Raw genomic sequence first — 15,758 nt, 5'->3', positions numbered from 1 at the left:
AATCCCTCCATCCTTGGATGCGGGGGATTTTTTTGCGGTAAGGGAATTTGTATTTGAGAGGAGCAAGCTTATGTACTTAGCCGGAATTGATATAGGCACGACTTCTATATGTCTCATCGTGACGAACGCTGAGGATGGGCGCGTCATGCGCGTAGCGTCCACAAAAAATGATGCGGCGCTTCCTTCAAAGGAATTTTGGGAACGTACCCAGCAGGCGGACAGAATTGTTCAGTTGGTTCAATTGTTATTAGAAGAATGTCAGGATGACTGGGAGGATGTGCGAGCAATCGGGATCTCCTGTCAAATGCACGGCGTGCTGTATGTAAGCAAAGAAGGCAAAGCAGTTAGCCCGCTTGTGACTTGGCAGGATGGCCGAGGCGAGCTGCTTTTGAAATCAGGGCGATCATATGCCACAGAGTTAAGTGAACTTACCGGCTTTGATTTACATACGGGATATGGCTTAGTTACTCATTATTATCTGACCAAACAGGGGGATCTGCCGACCGGCGCACTGAAGCTGTGTACGATAGGCGATTATGTAGCCATGCAGCTTTGTGATGAGAAGACACCTCGCATCGACAGTTCCAATGCGGCAAGCATTGGTCTATTCACGCTGCCGAGCAGGCAATTTGACAAAGATCAGCTAATCGCAGCCGGGATGGACGCTGAATTCCTGCCGGAGCTTGTCCACCATAACGTTATCGCGGGAAATACGGCAGATGGGAAAAAGGTACTGTGGGCAATCGGCGATAACCAAGCTAGCTTCTTAGGTGCGGTACCTTCCTTTCAAGGAACCTTGCTCGTGAATATCGGAACAGGCTCACAAGTGTCCGTCTACTCGCCGGCATATTTCAAAAGCCCTCATTTGGAAACACGTCCATTCATGGATGGCGGGTATTTGCTTGTGGGAGCTTCGCTCAGCGGTGGGAAATCGTATGAGCTGCTGGAGCAATTTTTTCGTGAGGTTTGCAGCACATTCGGTTTACGGGATGATAGAAGCTTCTATGAAACTATGAATCGACTGGCAGAAGAAGCTCTCATAGAGTCAGTGCCTACCCTCAAGGTAGGGACCCAGTTTTACGGAACCAGAGAACATCCGCATAGGACGGGAAGCATCGAAGGGATCAGGCCGAATAATTTTAATCCTCAGCAGCTGATTGTCGGCTTTCTTCATGGCATCTTGGATGAGTTGGATGGATTTACGAAGTGCCTCCCTGCAGAGCTCCATGAGCAGTTAACAAGATTGGCCGTATCCGGTAATGGCATACGCAAGAACATGGCCATGCAGCAGATGGCTCGTACCAAATGGCAATTGCCGCTTATGTTCCCAAGAGTGAAAGAGGAAGCGGCGTTTGGCGCTGCTATTCATGCCGCAGTGGGAAGCGGCCTATATAGCGACTATGCGGAAGCGCTTCAGAGGATGCAAAAGAGCGATTCGGATGATCGCTAAACTGGCCAGTAAGCACGCAGCGTCGGGAAACCATGCTACTGACTCCCCTTTCTTTTAAAACGCGTAACGATAAGCATCACGGGGATGAACACGGCAGTGAAGTAGATACCCGTCAAGCCATAGAACGAATTCGTTAATTGCAATCGTTCATGATCTTTGACAATCAGCTGCCCGGCGATAAACAACACAAGGATGATGATCAAGGATAGGCGAGGATTCGCACGGATTGAAAGCTTCAAGCTGTGAGTAGCCGACCACAAACCAAGCGAGATATTGGCCAGCATTTTAATAAACCAAATGGAGATTATTATATATTCCACTCTTTGCATCAAAGGAAATTCAACAATCGAAATCATATTCAGCGTCGGCCAGATGGTGTGAACGATTTGTCCTTCGCTGTAGTACATGAATGCAACGAGAGCGACCAACATGTACATACCGATGGCGATGACAATGGAGAATTGCGCCCATTTTTGTGATTTGGCCTGCTGCTCGATGAATGGATACATGACCAAAAGCACTTCAAATCCTAAAAAATGAGGAAACATGGTTTCGGTAGACTTGAGGATTTGCGCCGTCGAATGATTGAAGACAGGAAGCATGTTTTGCGGATGCAAATAGGGAATAACCATAAGTGTCAGAGGTGCAATAAATAGAAAAATACTGCAAGTTGCCCAGAAGCTTAAGCCGGTAACCGTTCGAAAACCACCAGACACCGTATAGTAAATGAGTACAAGCGCAACCAGTGTAAGTGGCATCATTTCCATGTAGGGAAATATCCAAACCTGTACGACTTCAAGGTAGGTTCTAAATGTGCAGAAAGCGCCAAAACTGAAATACAACGCAATGGCCAGGTTAAAACCAGTCCCAACAATTTTGCCGAAATAGCGGCGGTTAATGGACACAATCGTTGTATCTGCCTGATTACTGCTCGATAGAATCTTATACATCATCCAAATGATGAGATGCACGGCAGCGGCCGCAATTAAAATAGAAAGCCAAGCATCATACCCGGCCTCTTGGACCAGATCACGCTGAAAATACATCATACCGGCATCGATCACACTGGAATAAATAATGAAGCTAAGCAGGTAAGGAGAAACAGTGAACTTTTTATTTATTTGATGATGCATGGTTGTCGTTTCCCCCTTGTAACGTAAAGGCCTCGCTTATAATTCCCCAACGCCGCTTTGCTCGATAGACAAATGAACAGTTACTTGTGTCCGCAGCTTCGGGTAACTGGCATAGAAATCTTTTTCATTCCAGGTCCTTGTCCGGCTTCTGACGAAATCGCCAAGTCCGATCGGATCTACCTGTTTGGACTGGCACAGCGCAATAAAGCCCTGGGTTTCTTTTTCTAAATAGCTGCCTAATTGCCGTTCGAATGTATCCCTTTGTTCCTTCGTATTCAAGTGCAACCAGGAAGGGGTATCCTTAATCAATACTCTGACCCTAAGCCCTATCTCAATGATTGGTTCAGAGGCCGATGTATTGTAACGGTAATTTGCTTTTGAAGCAATGCTTTTCATTAACACATAATCGTGAATCGTCGAATTGTCGTTATCCGCTTTCATTGGCATCAGTAAGTTTCCATTTCGAGAAGATTCCGTCAACAACTTCAGCAGGAAGGCTTCCCGAATGCTGACTTTTGTCACGAATTTATCTTGTTTAAATAGCGCTAAACCGTCAATTTTTACTGAGCCTCGTTCAACGTTGAAGTAGGGCAGGAAAATATCGCGCCCCTCACCGTAATAATTAAATAAGATATGCTTAAAATTCATTTTGGGCAGATTGCCCGTTTGAACATTTTGCTCAACCATTCGCATCAGATAAAGCGATTCCTGTGCTTTATTGGCGACTTCCATCATTTTAGAAGCCTCTTTATCCGTTACGCCCATCTGAACTTTGCTGGCAATCTTCGGATCTCGGCAGAAACCGCTGATCACAGGGCCGATACCCATCTTCGCATAGGTTTTTGAGAAAAGCACCATGCCCATCTGTCCGTATTGAATCGTTTTGCTGGTTTTGGTGTTTAACCGGGGGATCATGTCGAAGCTGGAGTCAGATTCGGTCAGCAATAGCTGCGAGCTGGCTTTACCTTTTTCTGTATAGCTGGTCAATATGACCGAGCAGAGTGAACGATCACCCACTTTATCATAACCGGCTGTTTGAACAAGCTGTATTTTATTGATGATCTGCTGGTTGCTGTTGCATCCAACGGCAATTACACAGGAAATCAGCGCCATAGCAGCTTTATAGACCATTCACGCACACTCTCCTTTCCAGCTCGTTCACTCCTGCTCCCAATCGCTTTTCTTTTTCCTTGGTTTAGGAATATATCGGAGTATCGTTTCCGGCTTCAGATAGGATTGTCTTTTATTTGTATATTGGTAGGAGGAACGGATAAAGCTGTCTCTTAGATCCTTGGGCCGCAGCGGATATAGGGGTACGGTGTAAGGACTTCCCAACGATGTCAGTCTTGTAATATGAATCAGGATAAAGCAGATGCCGAATATCATACCGATCGCTCCCCAGTACGAAGCCATAATAATGACGGGAAATCGAAGGAAGCGGATCGTATTTGACATTTTGTAAATAGGTGTTGCAAATGAAGCCAGCGCGGACAAAGATACGATGATGATTAAAATGTTACTGGTTAATGCCGCTTCAACGGCAGCTTGTCCGACAATGATACCGCCGACGATACCGAGCGTTTGACCGATCTTGGTGGGCAGCCTGGCTCCGGCTTCGCGAAGAAATTCAATCGTGATCTCCAGAAATAGCACTTCTAGAACCGGAGAAAACGGCACATTTTGCCTGGAGAAAATAAGAGGCTGAAGCAAATCCTGTGGGATGACTTCATAATGGAACGTTGTAATCGCGGTATACAATGCAGAGGCAAAGAGTGAGAAAGCAACACCCAATATGCGAATGATCCTGAAAAACGAGCCCAATATCCAAGGCAAGTAATAGTCTTCGGGCGAAATGAAGAAATCGTACAACGTCGAAGGTCCTGTAATAAAATAGGGGGACCCGTCGCTAATGACGGCAACCTGGCCGGAAATTAAGGAATAGATGACTCGGTCCCTGCGCTCCGTTGATACAAATAAGGGGAAAGGGGACAACGAGTTGTCAGAAATAATCTGATCCAGCTGTGCAGTATCGAAGACCACTTCAAAATCAATGCTGCTGAGCCTCTGTTCAATAATAGCCACGTTTTCCTTGCTCGTGATCCCGTCGATATAGATAATAGCCACTCTGGAATTGGATAAACTGCCGATCGATATCGTTTTTATGATCAGGTTAGGCAGTGCGAACTGGCTGCGAATCAGGTGCAGGTTGATGTCAAGGTCCTCGACAAAGCCAACCTTAGGCCCAACCACACTGAATTCATTATCCGTATCATTGCTTTTACGCAGCCCTGCCTTACTGATTAATGGAACTAACGCGCACAAATCATCATGCTCATTCTTTTGGATAATGGCATATCCCTGGTAAAGTTTCGATTGGATATCCGCAATTTGGTCGGTAATCTGGATGCCTTCAATGGTTATGAGCTGTTTTAAATCATTCAGTTGTTGAATTTCCGCTCCAGCCGCGTTATTCTCAATTGCACGAAGCAGCTGCTCTTGCAGAAGATGCTCATCAATCAGAGTTTTATAATAATGAATGATTAGCGGAGGCTCCGTGAATGCAATCGTGCTGCTGATAAAGTCGCTGGACCTTTGAGCAAGCAGGAGCAATTGTTCTATGTCTTCAGCCTTCGTATTCAGCATCGCGCATGTCATCCATTCTTCCTTTTTGTTGGTATTTTTTGTTATTTGCTGTTTTTTATGCATCTTCCTTCATCTTCGTTTCGGCTTTGACCGCCGAGAATGGTCCAGAAATTGCGCTCATCCGAATGTTGACTAGATTATTTAGTCAGATGTTACAATTGATAGCCCTTATAGCCTGTGCTATACTCTAGGCAACTTTTGGTAAATTCCAATAGGGTCAAGGGATAAAGGGGAGGAAACACTCACATGTCAGCATGGATTGGTCAAGGGGATGTCGTTTTATTTCAAGGGGACAGTATTACGGATGCAGGACGTGTTCGCGACAACGGGAACGATTTGGGTAGAGGTTATGCCTTGATGGCAGCGGCTCAATTCTCGGCTAAATACCCGGAAAAACAAGTGCAGTTCCTTAATCGCGGAATATCAGGCAATCGTGTTGTGGATTTGCAGAAACGCTGGGATCAAGATTGCTTGAATTTGAAGCCTGATTTAGTATCCATTTATATTGGGATCAATGATACGTGGAGACGTTATGATCGTAATGATCCGACCTCGACGGAGAGTTTTGAAACGGGATACCGTGATTTGCTGACGCAAACAGCCGAAACAGGCGCAAAAATTGTGCTCATTGAACCTTTCGTGCTGCCCGTACCCGAAGATCGCAAGCAATGGAGAGAAGACCTCGATCCCAAAATCACGGTCGTCCGTGAATTGGCCAGAGAGTTCGATGCACGTCTAGTGTGTTTGGATGGCTTATTTGCTCAAGCTTCTACGAGAGCTGAAAGCGCATTCTGGGCGCCGGACGGCGTACATCCATCTCCGGCTGGACATGCTTTGATTGCCAAAGCTTGGCTGCAGGCTGTTGGCGCTATCGAGTAAACAGAAGCCTCTAATCATTCAGCCATAAACCGTACTGCTGGCGGTATTGCATCGGAGTTAGACCGGATTTGGCTTTAAACATTCGTGTAAAATAGTTGGCATTCTCCACGCCAAGTTCATAAGAGATTTGAGAGATCGGCTTCACGCTTGTAGCGAGGAGCCTTTTTGCTTGCTCTATTTTTAGGCTATGTACAAAATGGAGCGGGGCTTGGCCGGTTTGTTTAATAAACAATTTGCGCAAGTGGGAATCGCTAAGCTGCACCAGCTCGGCAAGTTCCCTGATCTCAGGCATGCGGCTCGGATGCGAGAGCAGATAATGAATAATCGTATGAATGCGGTTATCCATGTGGGTATAAGGTGAAATCGGCTGCTCCGGCATCTCGCGATTCATCAATTCATAGAGAATACGCAGGAGAGAAGACTGCATGAGCAGGGAAATCACCGGGGAGTTGTCCCCGATATGGGTCAGCATATCACGAATCGGGGATTGCACATTGTGCAGTGCCTGATCGAATACGACAGGTAAATTAAGTACATGCCCCCAGCTCCGATGGCTAAGGAGAGAGATTTCGGCGTCAAAATTAATGCTCGTTAGCGCAAGCTCGCCGGTAATCGCATGGTAGCTGATATTTGTATGAGCGGGCAGGATGCAGATATGGCCTTCCTTACAGGTGTACCGGATATGATCGACTTCCAGCAAGAAGCTGCCTTGCTGTACAATCCATAGAACGGAATGATGCAGCGTGCGGTGGCTGGCCTGCCATTTGTAGTCCAGCTCATACTGTTTAATATGCAAAAAACGGATGTCCAGAGAGTCAATGATTAATTGATAGGAGTTCAATGTACCAGCCACCTCGCTTCGTGTTCCGTTTGTCTTTGTAGCCCATTGTAGCATGAGGGTTTGCGTGAAAAAAGAACTTCTTATCCCCCTATTTCTGCGGTACGCCGCCTCGAATGGCTTCATTCCGGTTAGGTCTGTCTTCGCCGTGTACCAGATAGGTGCGGATACGCGTTGTATCGCCGCCCCACTCCTCCATCAGGAACTTCACTTCAGGCGTTGTATAGCGCACAGAGAAAGCTACGCGTGGGATGTTGGAGCTGTTTTTTTCAGAGCCATGGAACGTTGCTTCATTGAAAAAAGCGATTTGACCAGGCGACATTTCGAGGTCAACGGCTTTCGACTCATCGATCGCTTCCGCTGGCAAGCCTTCCGAGAAGGCACTCTGATCGGTGCCTGTTGAGACATGCGCAACATGCGCTTGGTGCGTTCCTGGTATGACTCTTAAACAGCCGTTCTCACGGATGGACCAGCCGAGGCTTACCCAAGCGGTTGCATTAATCGCAGGATCCATGGGCCAATAATTGATATCCTGATGCCACGGAATAAACTTATCGTTATTAGGTTCTTTATACCAGAAATGCATCGCCCACAGAACGAGGTCTTCGCCAAGTATTTGCTTCATTGCTGCAATAATGCTGGGATGGGTGGCTAATTCGTAAGCCCAATAATGGTTTTGATGCCAGGCGGACAGGTTCATTTTGGTGGGACCGGGCTCGTATTTCGACTGTTGGATGACATCAAAAAAACGATTATAGTACATATCGGCTTCTTGCAGCGATAATCCTTGTGTGGGACCACTGTAGCCTTCCTCGCGAAATTGCTCGATAGAAAACGGATTTCCTTTAGTAATCATTCGCAAAACCTCCAGTTGGATTAGTTTGGAATTACTTATAATCTTATTGTAAGGCGACGCCTTCGGAAAAATAAGTGATGAAAACGATTATGAATAGCACAAAACGATTAGTTGCAAGGATCCCTTGTGAATGTCGCCAATCACCAAAATGGCAGGAAATATGGGTGTGCTTGCCGAATCGTATAAGTTGCAATTTCAAGCTTCTAATGAGGACATTGTGATGGGTAAAGGGGTCAACGAATGAATAAATTACTAGATGTAAGCTTACTCCTACACATGTTGGATGATATTGAAGACTCGATTTACATCATGAAGGTGGATGGCGCTGATTTGAGGTACTACTACGTGAATCGGGCAGCTACACACTTTAGCGGGAGATCAATGGAAGACGTAGGGCTGACATTTTTTGATACGAATGCAACTCATATGGCCAACTATTTACATAAGAAATATATGCGGGTGGTCAAAGAGCGGCGTACGGTTAAATATGAAGATGGTTTTGTGCTGCCCAACGGTATGTTAAGCGGGGAAAGCATTCTCACTCCTATTTTTGATGAAAATGATAATTTGACCTATATCTTCACCGTAACGCGTGACATCACGGAACGCAAAATCCATGAGAATTTGCTCTATGATTACGCTTATCATGATGAACTCAGCAGGTTGTACAACCGGAGATATTTGTTGGAACACGTGATATATCCAGCTACCTTGTATTTACTTGACTTGGACGACTTCAAAAATATCAATGATATGTTCGGACACGATGTAGGGGATACCGTTCTCGTAGAGGTTGCGAATCGGCTCATTCAACAGTTCGGCACGGATTATACGCTGGTGCGTTTGGGCGGAGATGAGTTTATTGTTGTTGCCAATCAAGAATCCGAGCCTGCGGAACAGACGGCAAATACCATCATTCAGCTCTTCCAGAAGCCGTTTACCGTAAATGATCGGCAAATGAAGTTAAGCGTAAGCATCGGCGTTTCGCTGAGAGTCGAAGAGGAGACCATACAGACCCTGCTTAAACAAGCGGATATTGCTTTATATAAAGCAAAAGGCGCCGGCAGAAAAAGTTTTCATATTTACGAAGCCGCTTACAAATACGATCATGTCGAAAATTTTATCCATGAGCTTGCGCTCTCTCAGGCGATTGAAAAAGAGGAGCTGTATCTGCAATATCAGCTAATCTATCATCCGGCGAAGGAAGCGGTGATTGGAGCGGAGGCGCTTTTGCGGTGGCATTGTGGCAGCAGGGGGATCGTTCAGCCCAATAGCTTCATCCCGGTTGCTGAGGAAACAGGGTTAATAGTGGATATCGGATACTGGGTTATTCGGCAGGCCTGCAAGGATTGGCATCTTTTAAAAGAGATATATGGTGCTGAGTTTAAACTATCGGTTAACATATCCAGAGTTCAGTTGAACGAAGAGGATTTCGTTGCGCAGCTTTTGAACATCATCGGGGAAGAAGAAGTAACTCCTCATTCCATCGAGCTTGAAATTACGGAAAGCACGACAGTGCATTCCATGCAGGAGGTTCAACAAACCCTCCATCAGCTACGCGCGCATGGTTTTACCATTGCTTTGGACGACTTTGGAACCGGTTATTCGTCGCTGAGCATGTTAACCTTGCTGCCGATTGATAAATTGAAAATTGACAGATCTTTTATTGCGGATGGGAATGCGCCGTTAATTGCAGCAATGTTGGCTATGGCGAAAGCGCTTAAGCTGCAAGTGATCGCCGAAGGCATTGAAACGTATGAGCAGTACGTGATGCTGAAGGAAATGGCCTGCTGGGGTATCCAAGGCTATTATATCAATAAGCCGACTGATCTTCATTTGCTCCCGAAGCATGTGGAGTTGGGGGCGGGATAGTGGTGCTCAAATAGACCTTCCATACTTCGAATGCAGGACACCTAGCACCATAGCAAGTCTCATTACGTACAGGAAACTTAGTTACCTCGAGGTAAGTCATTTTCTAACATCTGGCTATCAGTTATACTCTTGAAGGTAGGGCATGTACTGATGACAAAGGAGGCTTATCAAGTGGGTACGAATGAGAAAATCGGCGGCGGTGGCTTTCACCACCTTGCGTTAAGAGCGAATGATTTTGAAGCGACGGTGAAGTTTTATACCGAGGGCTTAGGTTTTACGGAAAAGACAAGCTGGGGCGAAGGGGATAAAAGAATTACGTTGCTGGACTCCGGAGACGGCAACTATATGGAGGTTTTTGCTGGAGGAACAGGTGAAGTGAAACCTGAAGGTTCCTACTTCCACGTTGCTTTCCGCAGCAATGACGTAGACAAGGCGGTTGCCGCAGCAGTTGCCGCTGGCGCGGTTGTGACGGTGGAACCGAAAGATGTTGTCTTAGGCAGCAATCCTTCGACACCGGTTAGAATCGCCTTTGTCAAAGGCTTGAACGGTGAAATCCTTGAGTTTTTCCAAAGCACGGGAGAAAACCCGTTGTAACATAATGCGCTCTCCTCTTCAGTTCAACTGGATTGGAGGGCTTTTTTGTAATAATGAGGGGGTGTGATACAATTTTGACGATAGACGAGTCATTTGGAGGGAAACGATGAAAGCATTAATATTTGAACAATTTGGCGGTCCGGAAGTGCTTCGGTATGCAGAGATTCCTGACCCTGGCCTGGCGTTAGGACATATCATAGTCAAGACCAAGGCAGTTGGACTCAATTTCGCTGATGTTTATCGTAGACGGGGAAACTATCATTTGGCGGGGAAACCCCCTTTTATACTAGGATATGAGGGTGCTGGGGTCGTTGAACAAGTTTCACCGGATGTGGCGCATATTCAGGTTGGCGATCGTATCGCCTTTTGTGATGTTCCTTTTGCGAACAGTGAATTGGTCGCTGTGCCTGTTGACCGGGCTATACCGGTGCCATCCGATATTACCTTCGAACAAGCCGCCGGCCTCCTTCTTCAAGGGATGACGGCGCATTACTTAGTCAATGACAGCTATGCCGTTCAGGCAGGCGACGATGTCGTCGTTCATGCCGCGGCAGGAGGTGTGGGGCAATTATTGATTCAACTCGCCAAGAGCAAAGGGGCAAGGGTCATCGGCTTGACTTCATCGGAAGCCAAACAGGCGGCCGCACTGCAAGCTGGCGCAGATGTTGTATTCGGTTACGACACGGAGTGGGTGCAGGAAGTGATCCGCTTTACGGGGGAGAAACAAGGCGCTAACGTTGTTTATGATTCCGTTGGCTCAACGTTAATGGAGAGCTTTGCGGCTGTAAGAACGAAGGGGACAGTCGTGTTCTATGGCATGGCGGGAGGAGATCCGCCGCATGTAGATCCAAGAATGCTCATGGATTCTTCGAAGACGTTAACCGGCGGCGATTTGTGGAACCATGTGACCACTTTGGCCAATCGGATCGAGCGTGCAGAGGCGCTGTTTCAAGCGCTGCGCGAAGGCATCATTCAGATGGGCGGCCTGACGAGCTTTCCTTTGAAGGATGGCGCTGAAGCGCATCGCCTCATTGAAAGCAGGCAGAGCACCGGGAAAATTGTGCTCGTCCCATAACCAATAGGCCATTTCATCACGAAGTGAATGTACTTCTTCGGGATGAGATGGCCTTATTTTAATAGAGGGATGCAGTTCCGCCTATTCTTGCATGAACCCTCTGCGAACCTCAAGCCCTTGCTCGGAATACCTCGCAATTAACTGATCGTCGGCCTCGGCATCAGTAATCAATAGATCAATCTCTTTCAGCGAAGCAAATGAAATCAGTGCAGTCTGATCAAATTTTGTATGATCTGTAAGCAGAATCTTTTTCTTCGAAGCTTTGATCATTCGCTTCTTCAGCTCCGCCTCATCCCGGTGAAACACGGAGATGCCGCGTTCCAAGTCAATGCCCGTGCATCCCAGGAAAGCAATATCGACATTAAGCTCGTCGACCATTTGGATGGCGCTTGGCCCAATAATCGTATAAGTGCCTTTGCGTCGGTAACCGCCTAACATACACAACTCGATATGAGCGCTTTCCGCCAAAGTAGCGGCAATCTTCGTATCGTTCGTAATCACAGTTAGCGCGCGGTGTTGGATGAGCTTCGCAAGCTCCAGCGTCGTAGAGCCACCATCGAGCAGGATGATTTGGCCGTCCTCAATCCATTGATAAGCTTCTGCGGCAATCTGTTCTTTCTCCGCTTGCTGGCGGACTCTTCGTTTATGAATCGGCAGCATCGAATTCGAGCTTTCGACGAGAACGGCCCCGCCGTGTACTCTTTTCAAAATACCGGAAGCCTCTAATTTCTCTAAATCCTCGCGAATCGTTTTCTCGGTTACCTGATAAGCTTTGCTCAGCTCAGAAACCTTGATTGAACCTGCCTGATTCAGCAGCTCGATGATTTTGGAATGTCTAACCTCGGATAACATTGTTCCCCCGCCTTCTATTGTATTCCCTGAAAAATTCTTACGTGCATTTGTGTTTGTTCTTGTTTGTTTGATTGGTCATTTGAGTATATCAAAATTGGCAGCAATAATATACCCAAGCTTATACAAAGAAAGCCCATAGGCAATCCTCTTCGAATCAGGTATCTTGTTGAGATTGACACATCGCAGACGAAAACGAGGTGCTTTATGATAAGCCATCTTTGGAAAAAGCTAACAGACATTAAACTGCCCTTCTGGGTCATGTTTATGAATACATTCAGCATGGCGGTTGGCTTTTATATGATGATTCCGCTGCTAGCTTCCTACTTGCTGCACGATTTGCTGCTGAGTGTGACGATTGTGGGCGTAATATCGGCTATACGCAGTCTTAGTCAACAGGGGCTTTCTGCCTTTTGCGGCACATTGGCTGATCGGATTGGCTATAAGCGGACGATTTTGATCGGATTGTTGATTCGGACCTTTGGTTTCGGGATGTTCGGCTTCGTTGACCATGTGCCTGGCTTGATTATTGCCTGTTTTTTCTCCGGGTTGGGCGCGGCGTTGTTTCAACCGGCCAGTTATGCGTATTATGCAGCGCTTTCGACTCCTCAAAATCGGATCACCGTTTATGCGATTCGTGAAATGCTGAGCAATCAGGGGTTTGTCGTGGGACCCGTTTTGGGTGCGCTTTTAATGGGGTTTCATTTTAAATATGTGAGTTTGACGGCGACGCTGATTTTTGTCTTTTCCTTCTTCTTAAGCCTTCTTTTATTGCCGCGAATTAAAAATGAACAGAAACCGCAGGACGCTCGCATGCTGCCGCAGATGAAAAAAGTGCTTCTTAATCGTGCTTTCCGCCGCTTTATGGTGTTCACCATGATATCGTGGTCGCTTGTCGCGCAGCTCTATATGGCCGTTCCGTTTCGGGTGAATCAAATTGCGCCGGAGGCTAATATCGGCCTGATTTACTCTTGCGGAGCTGTCGTTATGGTGCTGCTTCAGGTTCCATTTGCCAAGCTGGGCCAATCCAAAATGCAGCCTTTCGGCGTTCTGTCACTCGCAACACTGCTGCTTGCTGCAGGACTTTTCACGATTGGGATGACGGGGACCATGATCGGGATTTATGCCGGTGTTATTGCGTTTATGATGGGCCAAGTTTTTTTGCAGCCGATGATGAATACGATGGTGTCTGAGTTTGCAGGGAGCGGGAGTATAGCCAGCTATTTCGGTTTTAATAGTTTTGCGCTGTCTATCGGCGCTATGCTCGGTAATGTGGGAGGCGGCTATCTGTACGATTTGGGGACGGTACTTGGTTGGCGTGCGCTTCCTTGGATTTGTTTCCTGCTGTTTGGTCTTATGAATATTTTCTTTATGCTAAAAGAGCAAGGGCGCCGGACAGACTCGAAAACGGTGTCGGTGTAAGTCTAGAAATGGACCTGGCGTAGCTTTCTTAGGATGCCGGGTCTTTCGTCGATTTTGAACAAATAGTCCATGCTCTTGCTCATCCTATACATTCTACCTAGGCGAAAACCATGGTATTCTGAGTTTATAAGACAACCAAGGAGGCAAGAAATTGCTATGAGTATGAACAAGTTGAATATTGGTGTAATTGGAGCAGGTTCGATTTCCGAAATGCATTTCGAGTCCTACGTGAAACAGGCCAACGCTAATTTATACGCGGTGTGTGATCTTAATCGTCAAAGAGCTGAGGATAAAGCAGCCAAATATAACATAGAGCATATCTACACGGACTATCATGAATTGCTCGCTAATCCAGAGATTGATGCCGTTAGTATTTGTACATGGAATAATACGCATGCTGAGATCAGTATTGCGGCTTTACGCGCAGGCAAACACGTTTTAGTTGAGAAGCCGCTCTGTAAAACCGTTGAGGAAGCGCTCCGCATTCAAGACGCTGTACGTGAATCGGGCAAAACACTGCAAGTAGGTTTTGTCCGCCGCTATGATGCGAATGCTCAATTGGTCAAATCGTTCATTGATCACGATAATTTGGGTGAAATTTATTATGCAAAAGCGTCTTGTATTCGCCGTTTAGGCAACCCAGGCGGTTGGTTCGCGGATTCGGAACGTTCTGGCGGCGGGCCTTTGATCGATATCGGCGTGCATGTCATCGACTTATGCTGGTATATGATGGGCAGACCGAAGCCGGTTTCCGTCAGCGGGAATACGTACAATAAGCTTGGGAACCGTGCGAATGTTCGCAATCTTTCCTTTTACAAAGCGGCTGATTATGATGTAGCCCACAATACAGTTGAAGACATGGCGAATGCCTTGATTCGTTTTGAAAATGGAGCATCGTTGCTGGTTGATGTCAGCTTTACGCTGCACGCCAAAAAGGATGAGATCGCCGTTAAGCTTTATGGGGACAAGGGTGGCGTGGAAATTGAGCCTGAGCTTGTTTTTATCACGGAAATGCACGATACGATTCTGAATGTGTCCCCACAAACGGATGCGAAATCGATCAATGTACCGCAGGCTTTCCAAAATGAAATTAATCATTTCATCGAGAGCTGCCAAACGGGCAGCACCCCGATTAGTCCTGTTGAAGACGGCGTTAACATGATGAAAATGTTGTGCGGTATTTATGAATCGGCTGCGAAAGGCCAAGAAATCAAATTATAGTCCGGTAGAAACTAGCATGGAGGTACTCACATGAAATTGGGCGTTAGTACGTATAGTTTATTTCAAGCGCTGAAGTCCGGCGAAATGGACATCATGGCGGTTATCGATTGGATTGCGGATCAAGGCGGAGAGCACGTTGAAATCGTGCCTCTGGGTTATGATTTGCCCGGTAACTTGGAGCTGGCGGATCGCATTCGCGAAAAGGCGGCATCACGCGGCGTCGAAATTTCCAATTACGCGATTGGCGCTAATTTTCTAACGGATTCTGAAGAAGCTTATCAGCAGGAAATTGAGCGGGTAAAAGGTGAAGTGGATCTCGCGGCGAGACTCGGCGTCAAAAAGATGCGGCACGATGTCGCGCAAAGCGCAGACCGTTCGATTGCCAATTTCAATAAACAGCTGGATCGTATGGCCGAAGCTTGCCGTCAAATTGCTGACTATGCGCTGACTTACGGCATTACGACAAGTGTTGAAAATCATGGTTATTTTGTGCAGCACAGTGACCGGGTTCAAGCATTAATCCAAGCGGTTGACCGTCCGAATTTCCGGACGACGCTGGATGTGGGCAATTTCATGTGTGCGGACGAGAACTCAGTGGCAGCTGTGAAAAATAACATTTCCTATGCCTCAATGGTCCATATCAAAGATTTTTATCTGCGTCCGTCTCATCAAAATCCAGGTCAAGGCTGGTTCCAGACCTTGCAGGGGAATTACCTCCGCGGCGCTATTGTAGGACACGGAGATATCGATATGAGAGCAGTGCTGCGCGTGATCAAGGACTCTGGTTACGACGGTTACATTTCCTTGGAGTTTGAAGGGATGGAAGAGTGCAGAACGGGTACGTTGATCGGGTTGCAAAATATTAAAAGACTATGGGAAGATATGGAATAGGCAGTCATTCATAGCTTTCTGAAAGGTGTTGACAA

Annotated in this window: 14 protein-coding genes; 8 read left to right on the top strand and 6 right to left on the bottom strand. The window is 46.7% G+C overall.

The window, feature by feature from the left end:
- Window positions 1–70 precede the first annotated feature (70 nt).
- Window positions 71–1,450: a sedoheptulokinase gene (locus AC3WTJ_RS09990; RefSeq protein ID WP_492521622.1), complete on the top strand. Its 1,380-nt coding sequence runs from the start codon at window positions 71–73 to the stop codon at window positions 1,448–1,450.
- A 35-nt stretch (window positions 1,451–1,485) separates the two neighbouring features.
- Here the strand turns inward: AC3WTJ_RS09990 and AC3WTJ_RS09985 are convergent, their stop codons facing one another.
- Genes AC3WTJ_RS09985 through AC3WTJ_RS09975 form a run of 3 tightly spaced genes read right to left on the bottom strand, consistent with a single transcriptional unit; the run spans window position 1,486 to window position 5,238 of the window.
- Entirely contained in the window at window positions 1,486–2,583 is a 1,098-nt protein-coding gene (locus AC3WTJ_RS09985; RefSeq protein WP_492521621.1) for a GerAB/ArcD/ProY family transporter, read from the bottom strand.
- A 36-nt stretch (window positions 2,584–2,619) separates the two neighbouring features.
- Entirely contained in the window at window positions 2,620–3,714 is a 1,095-nt protein-coding gene (locus AC3WTJ_RS09980; protein WP_492521620.1) for a Ger(x)C family spore germination protein, read from the bottom strand.
- A 27-nt stretch (window positions 3,715–3,741) separates the two neighbouring features.
- Window positions 3,742–5,238, bottom strand: coding sequence for a spore germination protein (locus tag AC3WTJ_RS09975; RefSeq protein WP_492521673.1), 1,497 nt, complete (start codon window positions 5,236–5,238; stop codon window positions 3,742–3,744).
- Between the two features lie 234 nt (window positions 5,239–5,472).
- On the opposite strand from AC3WTJ_RS09975, the gene AC3WTJ_RS09970 reads away from it, so the two are divergent.
- Window positions 5,473–6,105 carry an SGNH/GDSL hydrolase family protein gene (locus AC3WTJ_RS09970; protein ID WP_492521619.1) on the top strand — a complete coding sequence of 211 codons (633 nt, stop codon included), beginning with the start codon at window positions 5,473–5,475 and terminating at the stop codon, window positions 6,103–6,105.
- 10 nt (window positions 6,106–6,115) lie between these two features.
- Here the strand turns inward: AC3WTJ_RS09970 and AC3WTJ_RS09965 are convergent, their stop codons facing one another.
- Window positions 6,116–6,946: an AraC family transcriptional regulator gene (locus AC3WTJ_RS09965; RefSeq protein WP_492521618.1), complete on the bottom strand. Its 831-nt coding sequence runs from the start codon at window positions 6,944–6,946 to the stop codon at window positions 6,116–6,118.
- 88 nt (window positions 6,947–7,034) lie between these two features.
- Window positions 7,035–7,799 (bottom strand): phytanoyl-CoA dioxygenase family protein, encoded by a 765-nt coding sequence (locus AC3WTJ_RS09960; protein ID WP_492521617.1) that lies wholly within the window; start codon window positions 7,797–7,799, stop codon window positions 7,035–7,037.
- 240 nt (window positions 7,800–8,039) lie between these two features.
- On the opposite strand from AC3WTJ_RS09960, the gene AC3WTJ_RS09955 reads away from it, so the two are divergent.
- From AC3WTJ_RS09955 to AC3WTJ_RS09945, 3 genes are all read left to right on the top strand, one after another.
- Window positions 8,040–9,671: a putative bifunctional diguanylate cyclase/phosphodiesterase gene (locus tag AC3WTJ_RS09955; RefSeq protein ID WP_492521616.1), complete on the top strand. Its 1,632-nt coding sequence runs from the start codon at window positions 8,040–8,042 to the stop codon at window positions 9,669–9,671.
- Between the two features lie 171 nt (window positions 9,672–9,842).
- A complete protein-coding gene (locus AC3WTJ_RS09950) occupies window positions 9,843–10,265 on the top strand; it encodes a VOC family protein (RefSeq protein WP_315949006.1) in 423 nt (140 codons plus the stop codon).
- Between the two features lie 106 nt (window positions 10,266–10,371).
- A complete protein-coding gene (locus tag AC3WTJ_RS09945; protein WP_492521615.1) occupies window positions 10,372–11,340 on the top strand; it encodes a quinone oxidoreductase family protein in 969 nt (322 codons plus the stop codon).
- A gap of 81 nt (window positions 11,341–11,421) precedes the next feature.
- Here the strand turns inward: AC3WTJ_RS09945 and AC3WTJ_RS09940 are convergent, their stop codons facing one another.
- Entirely contained in the window at window positions 11,422–12,192 is a 771-nt protein-coding gene (locus tag AC3WTJ_RS09940) for a DeoR/GlpR family DNA-binding transcription regulator (RefSeq protein WP_492521614.1), read from the bottom strand.
- Between the two features lie 204 nt (window positions 12,193–12,396).
- On the opposite strand from AC3WTJ_RS09940, the gene AC3WTJ_RS09935 reads away from it, so the two are divergent.
- The 3 genes from AC3WTJ_RS09935 (at window position 12,397) to AC3WTJ_RS09925 (ending at window position 15,723) form a co-directional block, all read left to right on the top strand.
- On the top strand, window positions 12,397–13,611 hold the full coding sequence (locus AC3WTJ_RS09935; protein ID WP_492521613.1) for an MFS transporter: 1,215 nt from the start codon (window positions 12,397–12,399) through the stop codon (window positions 13,609–13,611).
- Window positions 13,612–13,773: 162 nt separating this feature from the next.
- Window positions 13,774–14,832 carry a Gfo/Idh/MocA family protein gene (locus AC3WTJ_RS09930; RefSeq protein WP_157318251.1) on the top strand — a complete coding sequence of 353 codons (1,059 nt, stop codon included), beginning with the start codon at window positions 13,774–13,776 and terminating at the stop codon, window positions 14,830–14,832.
- Window positions 14,833–14,862: 30 nt separating this feature from the next.
- Entirely contained in the window at window positions 14,863–15,723 is an 861-nt protein-coding gene (locus tag AC3WTJ_RS09925; protein ID WP_492521612.1) for a sugar phosphate isomerase/epimerase family protein, read from the top strand.
- Window positions 15,724–15,758 lie beyond the last annotated feature (35 nt).

The organism is Paenibacillus sp. FW101-FHT12H11 (assembly GCF_058790355.1).
The sequence above is the reverse complement of the archived record's forward strand: the minus strand, read 5'-3'. Positions and strand labels throughout refer to the sequence as shown.

Coding starts and splice junctions, on each gene's coding strand:
- AC3WTJ_RS09945 (WP_492521615.1), top strand. CDS start 10,372: ATGAAAGCATTAATATTTGAACAATTTGGCGGTCCGGAAGTGCTTCGG.
- AC3WTJ_RS09975 (WP_492521673.1), bottom strand. CDS start 5,238: ATGACATGCGCGATGCTGAATACGAAGGCTGAAGACATAGAACAATTG.
- AC3WTJ_RS09935 (WP_492521613.1), top strand. CDS start 12,397: ATGATAAGCCATCTTTGGAAAAAGCTAACAGACATTAAACTGCCCTTC.
- AC3WTJ_RS09940 (WP_492521614.1), bottom strand. CDS start 12,192: ATGTTATCCGAGGTTAGACATTCCAAAATCATCGAGCTGCTGAATCAG.
- AC3WTJ_RS09985 (WP_492521621.1), bottom strand. CDS start 2,583: ATGCATCATCAAATAAATAAAAAGTTCACTGTTTCTCCTTACCTGCTT.
- AC3WTJ_RS09960 (WP_492521617.1), bottom strand. CDS start 7,799: ATGATTACTAAAGGAAATCCGTTTTCTATCGAGCAATTTCGCGAGGAA.
- AC3WTJ_RS09925 (WP_492521612.1), top strand. CDS start 14,863: ATGAAATTGGGCGTTAGTACGTATAGTTTATTTCAAGCGCTGAAGTCC.
- AC3WTJ_RS09930 (WP_157318251.1), top strand. CDS start 13,774: ATGAACAAGTTGAATATTGGTGTAATTGGAGCAGGTTCGATTTCCGAA.
- AC3WTJ_RS09955 (WP_492521616.1), top strand. CDS start 8,040: ATGAATAAATTACTAGATGTAAGCTTACTCCTACACATGTTGGATGAT.
- AC3WTJ_RS09980 (WP_492521620.1), bottom strand. CDS start 3,714: ATGGTCTATAAAGCTGCTATGGCGCTGATTTCCTGTGTAATTGCCGTT.
- AC3WTJ_RS09990 (WP_492521622.1), top strand. CDS start 71: ATGTACTTAGCCGGAATTGATATAGGCACGACTTCTATATGTCTCATC.
- AC3WTJ_RS09970 (WP_492521619.1), top strand. CDS start 5,473: ATGTCAGCATGGATTGGTCAAGGGGATGTCGTTTTATTTCAAGGGGAC.